The sequence below is a fragment of the Lysinibacillus sp. FJAT-14222 genome, assembly GCF_001278875.1.
Classification (GTDB): domain Bacteria; phylum Bacillota; class Bacilli; order Bacillales_A; family Planococcaceae; genus Lysinibacillus; species Lysinibacillus agricola.
This window is the reverse complement of sequence record NZ_LIYL01000016.1, coordinates 180,840-198,713: the sequence shown is the minus strand read 5'-3', so window position 1 is coordinate 198,713 and position 17,874 is coordinate 180,840. Positions and strand designations below refer to the sequence as shown.

12 protein-coding genes and 3 pseudogenes are annotated in these 17,874 nt (G+C 37.7%); 12 read left to right on the top strand and 3 right to left on the bottom strand.

Features of this window, described 5'->3' with window-relative positions:
- Positions 1-118: 118 nt before the first annotated feature.
- Together AN161_RS30540 and AN161_RS30535 are read left to right on the top strand one after the other, a co-directional pair.
- Positions 119-277: pseudogene (locus AN161_RS30540) on the top strand (GNAT family N-acetyltransferase); the annotation flags it as partial.
- Position 278: 1 nt separating this feature from the next.
- On the top strand, positions 279-508 hold a 230-nt coding region (locus AN161_RS30535), incomplete at its 5' end, for a GNAT family N-acetyltransferase (protein ID WP_241774521.1).
- Positions 509-585: 77 nt separating this feature from the next.
- On the opposite strand, the gene AN161_RS07740 is transcribed toward AN161_RS30535, so the two are convergent.
- Together AN161_RS07740 and AN161_RS07735 are read right to left on the bottom strand one after the other, a co-directional pair.
- A complete protein-coding gene (locus AN161_RS07740; RefSeq protein WP_053593787.1) occupies positions 586-1,344 on the bottom strand; it encodes a class I SAM-dependent methyltransferase in 759 nt (252 codons plus the stop codon).
- A gap of 133 nt (positions 1,345-1,477) precedes the next feature.
- Positions 1,478-1,714 (bottom strand): hypothetical protein, encoded by a 237-nt coding sequence (locus tag AN161_RS07735; protein WP_053593786.1) that lies wholly within the window; start codon positions 1,712-1,714, stop codon positions 1,478-1,480.
- Between the two features lie 1,583 nt (positions 1,715-3,297).
- Between AN161_RS07735 and ltrA the strand changes: the two genes are divergently transcribed.
- The 3 genes and pseudogenes from ltrA to AN161_RS07710 form a co-directional block, all read left to right on the top strand.
- The gene (gene ltrA / locus AN161_RS07725; protein ID WP_053593792.1) at positions 3,298-4,560 is read left to right on the top strand and encodes a group II intron reverse transcriptase/maturase; all 1,263 of its coding nucleotides are present in this window, start codon (positions 3,298-3,300) and stop codon (positions 4,558-4,560) included.
- 1,054 nt (positions 4,561-5,614) lie between these two features.
- Positions 5,615-6,541: pseudogene (locus AN161_RS07715) on the top strand (hypothetical protein); the annotation flags it as partial.
- Between the two features lie 204 nt (positions 6,542-6,745).
- Positions 6,746-7,903: pseudogene (locus AN161_RS07710) on the top strand (MFS transporter); the annotation flags it as partial.
- 394 nt (positions 7,904-8,297) lie between these two features.
- Here AN161_RS07710 and AN161_RS07705 read toward each other — a convergent pair.
- Positions 8,298-10,493, bottom strand: coding sequence for a multicopper oxidase (locus tag AN161_RS07705; protein WP_241774519.1), 2,196 nt, complete (start codon positions 10,491-10,493; stop codon positions 8,298-8,300).
- A gap of 636 nt (positions 10,494-11,129) precedes the next feature.
- Here AN161_RS07705 and AN161_RS07700 point away from each other — a divergent pair.
- From AN161_RS07700 to AN161_RS07670, 7 genes are all read left to right on the top strand, one after another.
- Positions 11,130-12,542 (top strand): tetratricopeptide repeat-containing diguanylate cyclase, encoded by a 1,413-nt coding sequence (locus AN161_RS07700; protein ID WP_053593783.1) that lies wholly within the window; start codon positions 11,130-11,132, stop codon positions 12,540-12,542.
- 319 nt (positions 12,543-12,861) lie between these two features.
- Positions 12,862-13,344, top strand: a complete 483-nt coding sequence (locus AN161_RS07695) for a DUF5590 domain-containing protein (protein WP_053593782.1) — start codon at positions 12,862-12,864, stop codon at positions 13,342-13,344.
- 16 nt (positions 13,345-13,360) lie between these two features.
- Entirely contained in the window at positions 13,361-14,554 is a 1,194-nt protein-coding gene (locus tag AN161_RS07690) for a pyridoxal phosphate-dependent aminotransferase (protein WP_053593781.1), read from the top strand.
- Positions 14,555-14,582: 28 nt separating this feature from the next.
- Positions 14,583-15,878: an asparagine--tRNA ligase gene (gene asnS, locus AN161_RS07685; RefSeq protein ID WP_053593780.1), complete on the top strand. Its 1,296-nt coding sequence runs from the start codon at positions 14,583-14,585 to the stop codon at positions 15,876-15,878.
- A 228-nt stretch (positions 15,879-16,106) separates the two neighbouring features.
- Positions 16,107-16,835 carry a DnaD domain-containing protein gene (locus AN161_RS07680; RefSeq protein WP_053593779.1) on the top strand — a complete coding sequence of 243 codons (729 nt, stop codon included), beginning with the start codon at positions 16,107-16,109 and terminating at the stop codon, positions 16,833-16,835.
- Positions 16,836-16,847: 12 nt separating this feature from the next.
- On the top strand, positions 16,848-17,510 hold the full coding sequence (gene nth / locus AN161_RS07675) for an endonuclease III (RefSeq protein ID WP_053593778.1): 663 nt from the start codon (positions 16,848-16,850) through the stop codon (positions 17,508-17,510).
- Positions 17,507-17,821, top strand: coding sequence for a YpoC family protein (locus AN161_RS07670; RefSeq protein ID WP_053593777.1), 315 nt, complete (start codon positions 17,507-17,509; stop codon positions 17,819-17,821). The genes nth and AN161_RS07670 overlap by 4 nt, the downstream gene beginning before the upstream one ends.
- Positions 17,822-17,874: the final 53 nt, after the last annotated feature.

Below are 17,874 nucleotides of genomic sequence, written 5' to 3'. Positions count from 1 at the left end.
AATTTGGGGAGGTGCCCGTTTTTTATTGTTTTAGAACCCTTGATACTAAAGGGACTAGAATTATGAAATTAACTCATTTGCCTAAAAATTTAAAAATAATTTTAGGAGCTGATATATGTTGATGTACAAAAATTCTCTTGATGGAATTTCTTCTGATATGTTGAATGGCTTTTTTGTTGATTGGCCGAATCCACCAAGTCCAGAAACTCACTTAAAGCTGTTAACAAACAGTAGTAAAGTGGTCATTGCTTTAGACGATCATACAAATAGTTGGATTNGGGTTCTATCTGCCTACATTCCGTTCCTTGAAGTTTTGCCAGCGTATAAAAATAAAGGTATTGGCAAGGAATTAGTCAGACAAATGTTAAAAGAGCTTGATAATATTTATATGGTTGATTTGTGTTGTGATGATGATTTAGTTCCTTATTATGAGAAGTTTGGCATGATAAAAGTAAACGGAATGGTCGTTAGAAATTACGAAATGCAGTCTGGAATTTCAAATAAATAAATATAAAGTAAAACGCTTGGATATTTTCCAAGCGTTTTTACGTGCTACATTATTCGAATTCATTTGTGAAATGGCTGTTATTTTTTTACAGCAACAAAGCGTAATCGGCAATAATCAGCAACCCATTGATGATCCTGATAAATCTTTGGTTTTAATAATTCTTCGCATTTTTTGTAAATCTGCACTTTTTCAGTTTCTGATAAATGCTGAAGCATATTGTTACTGAACATCACTAGCCAATTACGTAACCCATCTTCGCCTTGAAGCGGTGTTGGGCGTTCATATAGCGTAATCATTTCAACCGTAAAGCCGGCTGCTTCTAATTTCGACTGATATTCTTCTAAAGTTGGAAAATACCATGGGAAATATTCCTCAATATAAGGTCGTTTATATTCCTCCATACTTTTTTGAAGTGCCCAAACAATAGAAGCGATATTACCGTGTCCACCCATTTCAGCAACGAAACGACCACCTTGTTTAAGTGCACTGTAAATGTTTTTGATGACTGCATCCGGCTGTTTCATCCAATGTAATGCAGCATTTGAAAAGACTCCATCGAATTGGTTTGCCATGTGAAGTGTAGTAGCATCCATTGTGCGAAAAGTAATGGATGGGTATTTTTGCTGTGCAGCGCTAATCATATCATGGGAGGCATCTATCCCGTGAACATTGGCACCTAGAGAGGCGATTTCATGGGCTAAATCACCTGTACCACAGCCGACATCTAAAATACTTTCCTTTTTTTGTGGTGTAAGCAAATCCACTAAGCTTCCTCCAAATTTTGAAACAAAGTCATGCTTTTGATCATATAAATTGGCATTCCATATTGTTGTCATTGTCTCTCATCTCCTTTGTATCAGCGTAACAGAGAGTTTAATTGAACAGAAATGCGTAAAATGATCAGTTTTGATTCCACATTGGAATATGGGGGGATACCAGTTTGTGGGTTAATGGTTCAGCTCCATATGGTTATGTACGCAATGATGGTACAAAAAAATTAGAAATTGTCGATACATCCCAAACGGCATTATATGATCCACGATTAGGTGTTATAAGTGGGATATAGTTTGTTTGTTTTTCTAAAAATTCCTTCAACCCAAGATAATCTTCTTTTGTATCCACCATCCTGATAAATATGTCTAAGGCTTCCTTGAAGATTTCTTCCTCGTTGATTTCTACAGCGTTAGTTGATCGTGATAATGTCATTTTAAAATTTCCTCCAATATAAAGTGTTGTTTTTGATTACACGACTATTGTATTGAGCGATTAAAAAATGTAAGGCAGTTAACAGAAAAATTTTTAAAAAACGAGTTTCTTCATATTTATAAATAAGGCTATGTTAAAGGTAATTGTTGATGTTTGATAAATGTCAGGATTTTCTATATAATCATACGATAGTTTGAGACTATCAAAATTTAGTGCGCAGTCCTTACTGGATTAGAAAATAGGAAATTACGAAAATTCACCAAGTTATTACATTTTACTATTAGAATTGAAACAAAAAAATGAAAGGAGGTAATATATTGAAACAACATAAAGAGTTTTATCCAATCATTTTAACTTTAGTTTTGTTCTTAGTTGCATTATTTATTTTCTTTGTATTTAGGTCTCCGAATATAAATCTATGGATTCTAATTTTCTTCTATGTTTTGATAGACATTGGGTTTATTGTGTCGTTAATTTTAGGGGTCAAGTCTAAAAATATAACTGTAAAGGTGTTCAGTATTCTTTCAAACATTACATTTATGATACCGTTATCAATATTGATATTTCTGTTACTGTTGGCAAATGGAATTTCTGAACCATAGAGAATCAAAATCAAGGAAACTCGTAGGGCTTCCTTAATCTTGAAAATGAAATTATATCGAATAATAATGACTAAGAAAATCATTAAAATCATAATTTTACTTTAAGGAGTTCTACGGAGCTCCGTATTTTTTTTTGTTTTCTTTCCTTACGCTTGAAAGGGAAACAATATAATAGTAGTAACCACATAATAATTTTTCTTTTTTTCGTGTCACTTCTTCCGTTAATTCGATTGAAGTGGCATTTTTTTCGTTTTATACATAATTAATTTCTTGTTCCTGCCTGCCATTTTGATTTTTTTCAATATAACAATAAGTGAGGTGAATATAATGAAAATAAAAATAACAATAGATGGGAAACCCACGAAAGAAAACTTAGCTCAAGTAGCGGAATATTTAGTGAAGCTGGTTCAATTAAAATGAACCAGTTCTTTTTTGGTGCGCCCGGCATGCGCATGAACTATAGGGTGCAAGTCCCGAACCTCGAAGACAGAAGTAGAGGTTAGCCAAGAGCAAGGGTGTCCGTGGCGACGCGGAATCTGAAGGAAGCTGGAGGCAAAACACCGGTCCGAGGAACACGAATCTCATAGAAGGCTAGGTATGATTGGATGAGTTTGCCAAACAAAACAAAGTCCTTCGAAGGTCATATCGAGTAAATGAGGCGGATAGATGGTGTGAAAGTGCATGCGCTTACCCGGGGAGGTCTGATGGAAATGTGAAGTACCCTTCATAACCTATTTGGTGACAAGTAGCTGAACCATCAGAAGTCAGCAGAAGTCATAGTACGATTGGGTCTAGAACTAATCGGAAGGACCGAACAATTAAGAGAGAATAGCCCTTGGCATTCCATCTCGAATGAATGAACACGGAAAACAGAGAAACCTCACGCTTAGAAAGTAATGGTGAAGTCCATGAGGGTATTTGCGGAGGGTGTAGTTCAGATGGGCATAAGAAGACAAGCTATTCACGGAAAGGAACGAAATGGTGATGTTGAATCAAATTCTAGCACGTTCGAATATGATACAAGCATTGAAGCGAGTGGAAGCGAATAAAGGAAGCCAGGGAGTAGACATGATGCCCGTACAAACCTTACGTCAGCACATCCTTGAAAACTGGGAATCCATTAAAGCGCAAATTCTAGCGGGAACCTATGAACCGCAACCGGTACTTCGTGTCGAAATCCCGAAACCAGACGGCGGTGTGCGTCTATTAGGAATCCCAACGGTGACAGACCGTTTGATTCAACAAGCTATAGCGCAGATATTATCAAAGGAATATGACCAAACTTTCTCGGACAACAGTTATGGATTCCGACCAAATCGGAGTGCTCATGACGCAGTCCGAAAAGCGAAGGGTTATATGAAGGAAGGATATCGTTGGGTTGTGGATATGGATTTAGAGAAATTCTTTGATAAGGTCAACCACGACCGATTAATGGCAACATTAGCGAAAAGAATTCATGATAAATCATTATTAAAACTTATCCGTAAATATCTCCAAGCAGGTGTCATGATAAATGGAGTTGTTTCAAGTACAGAGGAAGGAACACCGCAAGGTGGACCATTAAGTCCACTTCTTTCAAATATCGTGTTAGATGAGCTTGATAAAGAATTAGAGAAACGTGGTCATAAATTCGTTCGCTACGCAGACGACTGCAATATCTATGTAAAAAGTAAACGTGCGGGAGAGCGTACAATAGCAAGCGTACAGCGATTCATTGAAGGAACGCTACGATTGAAAGTGAATGAGTCCAAATCAGCGGTAGACCGACCATGGAATCGAAAATTCTTGGGTTTTAGTTTTACACACCATAAAGAACCAAAAGTTCGAGTGGCTAAAACAAGCCTTCAACGAATGAAGAAGAAAATACGAGAAATTACCTCTAGAAAGATGCCATTTCCAATGGAATACCGTATCGAGAAATTAAACCAATATCTAATTGGATGGTGTGGATACTTTGCGCTCGCAGATACACCTTCAATATTCAGCAGATTAGACAGTTGGATTAAAAGAAGGTTGCGAATGTGTCTTTGGAAGAATTGGAAGAAACCCCGAACCAGAGTCAGAAATCTCATTCGTTTAAAAGTTCCATACGGAAAAGCATACGAATGGGGAAATACTCGAAAAGGGTACTGGCGCATTTCAAAAAGCCCCATATTACACAGAACCCTCGGCAATTCCTATTGGGAGAGCCAAGGGCTGAAAAGTCTGCAAGTTCGTTACGAAACTTTGCGTTATTCATCTTAATTGAACCGCCGTATACGGATCCGTATGTACGGTGGTAGGAGAGGACGGAGGTTAATCACCTCCTCCTACTCGATTTCACAGAAGTGAGCTTCAGGAAGCCCCCTTCTTCAGAGGCGGGAGGAATGAAGTGCTTTTTCTTTATAGAACATATGTTTATATTGTATATTGTAAATAATCAAAAAAGAAAGGAGTGACGGGTAATGACGAAATGGAAGAAAGATTGTTTTATTATAGAACTCAAGTTACTTATAGATACATGGCAAAAGGATCTCCTATTAAAACGTTTTGAAATTGCCCGTACACTCTATAATACAACTTTGTCTTATGCAGTAAAACAATATACTTTCATGCAAGAATCAAAACACTATCGAAAACAATTACGTGGCTACCAAAAAGCGAAAAAAACGAATGATTCAAAAGAATTGAAGCAGATCGCAAAAGAATTAAATAACATTCGTCAATCTTTTGGATTAAGTGAATATCAACTGCATGCGTATATTAAAAAGCATCAACATAACTATAAAAAACATATAGATAGCAATACTTCTCAGAAAATCGCCTCTACTGTCTGGAGAGCGGTTCAAGATGTTCTATTTAAAGGGAGCAAAGCACACTTTAAACGGTACGGAATGTTTCATTCTGTTGAAGGGAAATCTAATAAAGCAGGCATTCGATTTAAAGAGAATAGTGTCTTTTGGAATGGATTAATCCTTCCTGTTCGTATTCGCAAACAAGATTTGTTTGTAAAAGAATCCCTTGCCCTTCATACCATTAAATACTGTCGTCTAGTCAAAAAAGTGATTCGTGGAAAACATACTTTTTACGTACAACTTGTGATGGATGGGATTCTTCCTACCAAGAGAATACCATCAACAGGAGCCTTTCGGCATGCCTATCAAAAACAAAAACGAGTAGGTATTGATATTGGTCCTTCTACCATTGCGATTGTTTCAGAAGAAACAGTTTTCATCCAACCACTTGCTCCAGAAGTACCTTTATTGGAGAAACAAAAAAGACGTTTATTACGCAAGTTGGATAGAAGTCGTAGAAGTANTGTCGTCTAGTCAAAAAAGTGATTCGTGGAAAACATACTTTTTACGTACAACTTGTGATGGATGGGATTCCTCCTGCAAAGAGAATACCATCAACAGGAGCCTTTCGGCATTCCTATCAAAAACAAAAACGAGTAGGTATTGACATTGGTCCTTCTACCGTTGCGATTGTTTCAGAAGAAACGGTTTTCATCCAACAACTTGCTCCAGAAGTACCTTTATTGGAGAAACAAAAAAGACGTTTATTACGCAAGTTGGATAGAAGTCGTAGAAGTACCAATCCTAACAATTTCAAAAAGGATGGGACTATAAAACATGGCGTCAAACTCCGTTGGACATATAGTAAAAACTATCAAAAAACAAAAGAACAAGTAAAAGAATTATATAGAAAGAAAGCTTCCTACATCAAAGAAAAACATGGTGCGTTAGCAAATAAAATTTTGTCTCTTGGCGATGAGGTGTACATCGAAACCATGCATTTTAAAGGATTGGCAAAACGTACAAAAGAAATCAAAACAACTATACAGGGCAAAATCCAATCCAAAAAGCGTTTTGGAAAAAGCATTGGGAATCATGCCCCTGCCATGCTAGTGGAAATCATTCATCAAAAATTAGGTTACACAAAGCAAACTATACAGAAAGTGAATACGATAACCTTTCGAGCCAGTCAGTATAACCATGTGACGGATCGTTATGAAAAGAAAAAACTCCATCAACGTTGGAGTCAAATTGGAAGTCATCTCGTACAACGAGATTTATATAGTGCGTTTTTACTGATGAATAGTGATCCAAATTTACAACAACCTAATCAAGACTTATGCAATAAAACGTTTACTACCTTTTTAGAGTTACACAATCAACATATAGAAGACTTGAAACAAGTAAAGAAAACATTCCCTCTTAGCATGGGTATCCAACAAATCAAGTGAGGGGTATTCCTCCGTAGGTAGAGCTACCTGCCTTCGTTAAAACTTATTGCCAACACAACATCGGTTGTGTAAATAAGAAAGTCTTATGGAACAGAGGATAAATCAAAGATGTTGTACACAGGACATGGCAACACCATCTGTGGAGAGCTTTGTAACGCTTCTCTTAAGTATATAAGAACCCCACTGCTTTAGCTGTGGGAGTAGTCAGTTTATGTACTAGATATTACAGGGCGTGCAGATCTTTTTGCAGTATTATTTGCGATATCAAGTGTCCCAATTTTACTAGCACCGCTTGGAGGGGCTATTGCAGACAGGTTTAATCGACGCAATTTAATGGTGATTTTTGATTTTACTAGTAGCCTAATTGTTTTCATTTTCTTTGCAATGCTAGCAATTGGTAATAGTTCTATTTTGCTTATTGGTGTTGTGATGGTGCTGCTTTCTCTCGTTAGTGCTATGTATGCACCAGCAGTGATGGCCAGTATACCAGTACTTGTAGAAGAGGAAAAGCTTGAGCAAGCAAATGGGATTGTTAATGGTATTCAATCATTGTCTAGTGTAGCGGCTCCTGTACTAGGAGGAATACTATACGGTATGGTTGGCTTAAAATTGCTGGTCATAGTGAGTGGAGTGTTCTTTTTCCTATCTGCCTTATTAGAGATGTTTATTCATATACCATTTATGCAACGAGAACAGAACGAACATATTATTCCGACACTTGTGAATGATTTGAAAGAGGGCTTTAGCTATGTTGTAAAGCAATCTTTTATATTCAAATGTATGATTTTAGCTGCCTTATTAAACTTATTATTAACACCACTGTTTGTCGTGGGTGTACCGATTATTCTTCGTGTCACAATGCAAAGTAGCGATACACTATATGGGGTAGGGATGGGGTTAATCGATTTCGCTACGATCTTAGGCGCTTTATCTATGGGGTATTTTGCGAAAAAAATGGGTATCAATAATTTGTATGTTTGGATTTTCATCACTGCTTTATTGATTGTTCCAATGGCAATATCGGTTACGCCTCTCATGCTTAATATGGGCTATTATCCATCTTATACTGTATTTGTTGGTAGCGCACTTCTAATAGCTATGATTATGATGATTATTTCCATTTACGTTATTACAGTTGTTCAAAAAGAAACGCCTAATGAAAACTTAGGTAAGGTCATGGCGATTATCATTGCCGCTTCACAATGTATGGCACCAATTGGGCAAATATTGTATGGGCTGTTATTCGAAGCATTTAGTGTTAAAATCTATGTTCCTATTTTATTGATAAGTGTTGTTATGGTAGTGATGGCAATTGCAACAAAAAGGATTCTACGATTTAAAAAGAGCGAGATAGCAAAATAATTCACCTTTTATAATTACGCCAAGGCGAAATTGATTGTCGTGAATACAAAATAAATTAGATAATGACCATCAATTCTGATGTCTAAACTTTAAGTCCCTCCGTAAAAGGGGCTTTTTTAGATAGATTGTCTGGACATTTTTATTAGTTGCCAAAAACATGGATGAAAGCAATAGGTTCAAGTTCCACGAAGATGCAAGGGGCACAGGATGACGCTGAATTTAAGGAAACAGGGAGTACATGGATGACTAAAGTGATTTGCTATTCATTCCATACAGTGACTGATGGGGAGGATGAATTCAATTTTCTATGCATAAAAAGATAGAAAAAATGACAAAAGGCATCGATAAATTCACTTTCGATGCCTTTTGTCTAAAGGGGGTTTTATAAATGTAACTAGAACCATCTTCTCCGACGCCTATTAGATATTCTTTGTCGAGGTTGAAACTCAGTAGACAGGAAGATTGGCTGAGGAATACTTTCAAAATCAGTAACTTCATGAACAATTTTATGTTTCGTGTCGTCTTCTAAATCAGATGCATGAGAGGGTTCTACTTTTTCTTCAGTTGAGCGAGTGATGTTTGAAGTATTGTTCAAGAGTGGTGTAGTTGACAGATTAAGTTCTACCTTATCTTCTAAATTAGAAACATAAGAGGATTCTGCTTGTTCTTCAGTTGAGCGAGTAATGTTTTGAGTATTGTTCAAAAGTGGTGTAGTCGACAGATTATATTCTACCTCGTTTTTTAAATTAGAAACATGAGAGGACTCTACTTGTTCTTCAGTTGAGCGAATATTGTTTTGAGTATTGTTCATGAATGGTGTAGTTTGTTGAATATTTTCCATCTTGTCTTCTAAATCAGATGTTTGCAAAGAAACATGAGAGGACTCTACTTTTCCTTCAGAAGAGCGAGTAATGTTTTGAGTACTGTACAAAAGTGGTGTCGTTTGCTGATTATTTCTCGTAATAGTAATAGTGTCATGATTCTGAGCTGGCGAATGCTCTATTGCATTATGAATTTCAGCATGTGGCTGTTGCACAGGGTGAACGTCCTTCATTACGAGTATTGGTCGCATCATGTCGTGATCTTCATGCTCGAGGAAATGGCAATGCCACATGTAATGACCGACATGATCTTTCCAGTGCATAATAATTTTCGTAACCTTCCCTGCTTCCGATTTTACGGTATCCTTCCAACCTTGCTCATAGTCATGCGGTTCTTCAGCAGGACCTGTAAATTCCAGCCGACCTTCATTTTGATATAGCTCCATATCGAAAGGGCGTCGTTCTAGTATTTTAAATTGAATTAAATGCAGATGAATAGGGTGAATAAACTGTGTAGCATTAATAAAATTCCATATTTCTATACTATCAAGTGCAGGCTTTTCGGTAGCAGGGTCATGATACATACGATTATTTAATAATAACATTGGTCGACCAAAATCATCTGTCGTAGCAGTTAATGGTAAATGTCTCTCGATATGTGCATCATGTGGATGTATATCCATTGAAACAGCGAGTCTTTCTGGTATTTCACTAGTATCCTCACATTTTAGAGGAAGACAAACTTTAAACTGCATGATTACTCTTGTATGCTCATCTATGAAATCTTCATCAGAATTGACTAACGTTATTTCCTGACCTTCATATTTTGAAAAATCGATAATGACATCTGTTCGTTCTGCCGGCAATAACTCCACAGATTGAATTTCTTGAGGTGCTGTTAAAAAGCCCCCGTCTGTTCCGATTTGAATCATAGGCTGCTCATTTGAAAGACTAATGATATAGCCTCTTCTATTGGAGCCATTGAGAAAACGAAATCTATATTTACGAGGTTCAACATTTAAATAAGGCCAGAGCTTTCCGTTTACGACGATAGTATTACCGACAAAGCCAGGTGTGATGGATGGATGTACGGTAACAGGGAATGGTGGTTCATCAGGATAAAAAAGAGAGCCGTCTTCATTAAACGATTTATCTTGAATTAAGATAGGGTACTCATAATCACCACAAGGTAGGTTAGAACGCTCCTCAAGTGTATCCCGAAGTAAATAAAAACCCGCTAATCCCGCATACACATTTAAACGAGTTAGCGCCATCGCATGATCATGATACCAGAGTGTTGTGCCCGGTTGATGATTGGTATATTCATGTATTTCTTTACTGAATTTTGGACCTGTTTGCGCATAATTTCTTGTATACCATGCCTCGGGATGACCGTCACTTTCCCAATCTACATTTGCGCCATGTAAATGTGTAACAGTTCTTACTTCCTTTGAATCGTTTGCCGCATGAAGTGTAAAATCGACGGGTAAGAAGTGCTTTAAGGGCAATTGGTTTGTATATCTAACATAAATGCTTTTGTCTTTTGTAGCTTCAATTGTCGGTCCGGGATAAAGCCCGTTATAGCCCCAAATGATTGATTTTGGGAAATCTTTATGGAAACAATGCTCTGCTTGCATCATTTTAAGTTCATAATAATCTTTTCTCTGTTGGCCCTTATAGTATTTAGGTTTCGCGGTAACCGGTTTTGGCAGATCATCCACAAATTTTGGTATTGTTGCTGGATCTGTAGGATTAATTTCTTTACTCAAAACATCACGTCCCTTTTCCAATTCTTAAAATCTTAATTACTTCATCATATGGGTAAAAGCAATAGGCAACGAGGACAATAATGTAGATAATTGTGCTAATATATAAAAAATATCGACATTTAACTTCTTTCAGCAAATGTCTTTTGTAACGTAAGTGAAACGGCAGTTACAAATGTTTTATGTAACGTAAGCGAGGCGTCAGCTACAGAAGTCTCCCACCTCTATGGGTGGTGAGATGAATGCGGATTTAAGTTACTTTTCAGCAGACATAATCTGCTAAGTTCGATATTCAAAGCAAGTGGGGGCTATCGATTAGTTAATTGCCAAAGGAAGCTTTAACGCCACGAGGTGAGATGAAAGCAGTCTTTCATCGTGATTAAGGAACAAGAGTTTTTTTGCAACAGCGGGGTGGGAGTGTTATTGCGTGTAGATACGCTATGTATACAAGGTGACAACATAGATGCAGTAAAGTTTGCTCGACTTGTCCATACATATGAGTAGCAGTTTGCGATAGCACCATCGATATAAAGATGATTTTGGTAATTTGAGGTAAGTAGTGGAAAACACGGACGAAGGAACAGACTTATCATATAATTGAAGTATTTGATACATGGTGCTTGGAGAAGTGGTGATACGTTGGAACTAACATTAGAACAATTAAATACAACAATTATGGAAATGAGAACAAAAGGTCTTTTAACAGATGCGTTGACCCTTGCTAAACAAGGGCTATTGGTTGCGGTAGAAAATCAAAATTATAGGCATGGGTTGGATTTGTATTATCAAAAAATATTAATTCATCATGCTCTTGGTGACACTTTAAGTATGGTGAGCCTTATTCGTGATTACGAAGCCTATTGCCAAAAATACGGTACAGCGAAAGATTTTATGCATTATTATTTAGTAATGTCTTTAATATATGATTTGGTCGGCGTCAGAGAAAAAACTGTGGAAATGACTAAAAAATCGATAGAATATGCAGTTGAACTAAATGATCTATTCATGCTAGTTCGTTGCCATATTAATCTATGCTATCTTGAAGTCGAGAAGGGCTGCAATGCTGAGGCACTCCGGGCTGGATTATTAGCAAGAGATTTTAATCAGGAATTATTTAAGAAACTACCTGAATTAGGAAGATTACAAGAAATCCGCATTAATAATAATTTGGCTGATGTTTATATTTTGGAGGGAGATTTTGAGACAGGCAAAACTCTACTAGATTGTACATTAAACTCGGACATTATTCATAACCATAGGCGTGAAAAGGTAGCAGCTTTGTTTGGTTATGGCTTTTTATTTGAGAAACAACAAAAGCTAGAAGAAGCAGTGAGCTATTACAAACAGTCGATAGAGCTTGCACAATCATATGGTGACAACGCGATAACTAAAAAAGTAATGCGTCTATTATTAAATGTCCTTTATGAATTGAATTGGCGAGATGAGATTTTTGAAGTGCAGCGTGTATACATCGAGCTTTCTGAGAAAATGAGCGCTGATAATTTACTACAGCAGGTGATGGATTTAGAATTTAATCGGCAGAAAGAGAAGCTTGTCTATGATCCTTTAACGGGCGTCTTAAATCGCCATTTCCTAGATTTTGAGCTGAATGAGTGGCTAAGAGTGGCAAGGATTAGCCAACAATTTGTTAGTGTAGTTATTCTAGATCTTGATTATTTTAAATTGTACAATGATACGCATGGTCATTTATTTGGCGATAGGGTATTACAAATTCTTGCAAATGGCTTACGGCAATTTTTAAGTGATGAGGATGCCGAGATTATTCGCTTCGGCGGGGATGAATTTATGATTATCATCCGCCATAAACAAAAAGAATATTTGCAGAGACTTGTCAAGGATATGCATGCCTATTTACTTACTTTAACAATTGACCAAAAAGATGAAAGCTACCCCTTAAAAGTGAGCATGGGCGTTTGTGTCAATGATCAGAAAAATTATCAATACGAGAATTTATTTGAGCAAGCAGATCGGTGCTTGTATCGTGCTAAAAATGACGGTCGTGAGAACTGTGTTATTTGTGAGCTATCATGAGTTTTAGCAGAAAATTTTAATGCCTATTTGCAGTGGTGAATAGGCATTTTTACTGTGAAAGGGTTGTCATTTTTTATGACTGAACTAAAAAGAAAAAATTACTACTCGAGTCATTTGAAAACGTTGTTTTATCAACGTAAAATATATGAAATTAAGAAACACGACAGCTCGAAATTGTTGTATAATGTTGTGGTATGAGGAAAGAAAGCAGGTTGACAAAAATGGAAAGCAAAATGAATGTATACGCAGTTATAAACACGCAAAAGCATCAGGCATTCGTGTTAAAGAATAAGCTAGATGTGAAACATAAGGTGAATATATGAAAAACTGGTTGATTTTCATTTCTGTCTTTATGGTTTCATTGTCACTTGTCATTAGTATTTTAGTACTTTGGAAAGCCGAGGCTCCGTTCCGTTCAATTGAAGATCAGGCTGAACAGTTGGCACTAGATGCCAAAGCCCTCGCAATTGTCTCGGAGTCCTACACATATAATGGCAAACATTCGTATGTCACTGTGTTCGGGGTAGATGAATATGGTGATAAAAAGGCTGTCTTTGTTCCGACGAATCTAGAAGCGGATTCAATTAAGGAAGTATTTTTGAAAGATGGTATTACGGAAAAGCAAGCATTATCGGTTTTTAAAAAAGAAGGAAATGTTCAAAAGGTCCTCAATATGAAATTAGGCTATGAGGAGCCTGGTGCTGTTTGGGAAATTACATACCTAAACGATCACGATAAGCTCAACTACGTCTATATTATGTTTAAGGACGGCGACTGGTGGACGCGCATTACGAATTTATAAGAGGAGTAGATCCCGTATGAAAAATTTATTAGCAAACCGAGTAAAAACTTTAACACCATCTTCAACTTTAGCAATTACTGCTAAAGCAAAAGAATTAAAAGAGCAAGGTATTGATGTTATTGGTTTAGGTGCCGGTGAACCAGACTTCAACACTCCACAAAATATTTTAAATGCTGCCATCGACTCGATGGAAAAAGGTTACACAAAGTATACTCCTGCTGGCGGTCTTCCAGTACTTAAGAACGCTATCATCGATAAACTGCAACGCGACAATAACCTTACATACAAGCCGAATGAGGTAATTGTAGGTGTTGGGGCAAAACATATTCTTTACACTTTATTCCAAGTTATTTTAAACGAGGGCGATGAAGTTATTATCCCAATTCCTTATTGGGTTTCTTATCCAGAGCAAGTAAAATTAGCAGGCGGTGTCCCTGTTCATGTTGAAGGTACACGTGAGCAAGGCTATAAAATTACTGCAGATCAATTAAGAGCTGCTGTGACAGATAAAACAAAAGCAGTTATTATTAACTCTCCTAGCAACCCATCAGGTATGATTTATTCTCGCGAGGAGCTAGCAGAACTAGCAGCAGTTGCAGAAGAAAAAGATATTTTAATCGTGTCAGATGAAATTTATGAGAAGCTTGTATACAATGGTATTGAGCATTTTTCAATTGCTGAAGTTTCTGATGCAGTGAAAGCACGTACAATTGTTGTAAATGGTGTTGCCAAATCTCACTCTATGACAGGCTGGCGTATCGGGTATGCTGCAGGAGATGCGGACATTATTAAACCAATGACTGACCTTGCATCACACTCTACATCAAACGCAACAACAACTGCACAATATGCTACAGTGGAAGCGTATAATGGTCCTCAAGACGCTGTAGAAGAAATGCGTCAAGCATTCGAATCTCGTCTTGAAAAAATCTATCCACAGCTAAGTGCAATTCCTGGCTTCAACGTATTAAAACCTCAGGGTGCATTCTACTTATTACCAGATGTAGCAGAAGCTATGGCTCATACTGGTTATGATTCAGTGGATGCATTCGCTGCGGATATTTTAACAGAAGCAAACGTAGCAGTGATCCCAGGCTCTGGCTTTGGTGCACCAACTACAATGCGATTATCTTATGCTACATCTTTAGAATTATTAGAAGAGGCAGTCCGTCGAATTGATACATTTGTAAAATCAAAATGGCAAGACTAATCCTTTTAACCAACTTTGGAGGATTTCTATGAAAAAAATTATGATTCAAGATATGCCAAAACATGTCGGCGAAACAATCAAGCTAGGTGCTTGGTTATCTAACAAACGATCAAGTGGTAAAATTGCCTTTTTACAACTACGTGATGGTTCTGGCTTTGTACAGGGCGTTGTTGTAAAAGAAGAAGTAGGCGAAGAAATTTTTGCAATTGCAAAAGGTATGACGCAAGAAACTTCCATGTACATTACAGGTGAGGTTAAAGCAGATGAGCGTTCAAGCTTTGGTTGTGAGCTTGTTGTAACTGGTATTGAAGTGCTTCATGCTGCAACTGATTTCCCTATTACGCCAAAAGAACATGGCCCTGAGTTTTTAATGGATAACCGTCATTTATGGCTACGCTCTCGTAAGCAACATGCTATCATGAAAATTCGTAACGAAATTATTCGCGCAACTTATGAGTTTCTTAATAACAGTGGCTTTACAAAAATGGACCCGCCAATTTTAACTGGTTCAGCTCCTGAAGGTACTTCTGAGCTATTCAATACAAAATATTTTGATGAAGATGCATACCTATCTCAATCTGGTCAGCTTTACTTGGAAGCGGCTGCGATGGCTTTAGGTAAAGTGTTCTCATTCGGTCCAACATTCCGTGCTGAAAAATCTAAAACACGCCGTCACTTAATCGAGTTTTGGATGATTGAGCTGGAAATGGCGTTTGTTGAATTTGAAGAAAACCTAGAAATGCAAGAACAATACGTGGAGCATATCGTGCAATCAGTTCTGGCAAATTGCAAATTAGATTTAGAGCGTCTTGGCCGTGATACATCTAAGCTTGAAAATATTAAAGCGCCATTCCCTCGTATTTCTTATGACGATGCCATTAAACTATTACACGAACAAGGATTTGACGATATTGAATGGGGTGATGATTTTGGGGCACCACATGAAACAGCAATTGCCAATTCATTTGACAAGCCTGTATTCATTACATGCTACCCAGTAGGTATCAAACCATTCTATATGCAACCGCATCCTGATCGCGATGACGTCGTATTATGTGCAGACCTAATCGCACCAGAAGGCTATGGTGAAATTATCGGTGGTTCAGAGCGTATCTATGACTACGATTTATTAAAATCACGTCTTGGAGAGCATAATTTACCATTAGATGCTTATGCATGGTACTTAGAGCTTCGTCAACATGGCTCTGTACCGCACTCAGGCTTCGGGCTAGGATTGGAACGTACGGTAGCATGGATTTCAGGTACTGAGCATATCCGTGAAACGATTCCATTCCCACGTTTGCTAAACCGCTTATATCCATAAGCAACAACTAGTTTGGCTTTATAAAGAGATACTTTAATTCTTCATCCCGCTGATTATTAGTCTTCACCAATCGGGCTTTTACGGGCAGTTATTCTCCCACCTAACTTCTTTGCTTTTGCAAATTTTGAGATGGGAATCATACTGCCATGTGGGATCAATTTAAAAGTCGCGTAGTGATATGTCTACGCGGCTTTTCTACTTACGATGGAAAAAGGAGTCAAGTATAATATGAGCACAAATAATAATCGACTCCGTACATGGACTGAGCAGAGAATGATTCAAATTCCTCAGCTATTTTTTCAGTTTTATAAGGAGTTAAATATAGAGGATGAAGAGGCGCTGATTGTCATGCATTTACTGGCGTTCCATATGGAGGGCAATGATTTTCCAACACCTAATGATCTGAAGAATCGTCTCACAATGCCTGACAATGACATTACTTCACGTCTACAGCGATTAATGCAAAAAGGCTTCCTTGAAATTACTAGCGACGTCGATACAAGTGGCAAGCTATATGAAAAATATTCGGTATACCCACTTTGGGAGCGTATTATGCAGATTATTGAAATGAAGGAGCATCAAAAATCAGCAGCAGCAGTTCGACAAGAAGAGGGTGAGATATTCCGATTATTTGAAGAGGAAATGGGACGTCTTTTATCTCCTTTAGAGCTAGAAAAAATCGGTTCTTGGTTAGATGAGGATAAGCACAGTCCAGCGCTTATTAAGGAAGCGCTGAAGGAGGCTGTGTTTGCTGGCAAGCTGAGTATTCGTTATATTGATCGAATATTGCTGGAGTGGAAAAAGAAAAATATAACGACACCACAGGCTGCACAAAAACAAAGTGAGAAGTTCCGTGAAAAACAAACTTTTAACAGACCGCCAGTCCGTACAATGCAACAAGAGACGCAGTCGACAAATAAAGTACCATTTTATAATTGGTTAGAAGAAAGAGAATAGGGGGCTTCCGGTATGTTAACAAAAAAACAATGGGAGCATTGTCTAGCGGAAATGGATCGTATGTTTCCTGATGCACATTGTGAGCTAGTGCATGACAATCCGTTTGAGCTAACTATTGCGACGTTATTATCAGCACAGTGTACGGATGTACTTGTAAATAAGGTAACGAAAACATTGTTTCAAAAGTATAAAAAGCCAGAAGATTATTTAGCTGTATCATTAGAGGAGCTGCAACAGGACATTCGCTCCATCGGCTTGTATCGAAATAAAGCGAAGAATATTCAAGCGCTATGTCAGCGACTGCTGGAAGAATACAACGGCGAAATACCAGCAAGTCGAGAAGCACTAGTCACACTGCCTGGTGTTGGTCGTAAAACCGCTAACGTTGTGCTGTCTGTAGCTTTCAATATTCCTGCGCTTGCAGTGGATACACATGTAGAACGCGTGTCTAAACGATTAGGGCTTTGTCGCTGGAAAGATTCAGTGCTAGAAGTTGAAGAAACGATTATGAAAAAAACACCGATGGACAAGTGGTCGAAAACACATCATCAACTAATTTTCTTCGGTCGTTATCATTGTAAAGCTCAAAATCCTAGCTGTCACACATGCCCTTTACTGAATGATTGTAGAGAAGGACAGAAGCGTTTGAAAAAAGGGCTGGTGAAGGAAGCATGAATGTAGAAGCAATCGCGAAGGATAAAATTGATGCTTGGTTTGAAGAGTGGACAGTACTAGAAGCTAACATTCATGCAGCTCATGATGCAAGGAATGGAGAAGCAAAAGGATTAATGGAAGAGGCAATTTTCTTGTTTGAACGTTTAGTGCAAGAAGCAGGCGATGAAGTATTGCCCATTAATGGTGTCGAACGATTGACCTTTATAAAAGCAAAGCCTAGCCAATATGCTTGTTATCGTCAGCTTGATGAATTATTTAAGGAAACAAAAAAGCGAGCAGCACGGCTACGCTTGCAGGCTGCAAAAAGCTAAGGTAGACGGATAGACCCAGCAAACTGAAAGAGATAAAAAAGCAGAGTAGCGTT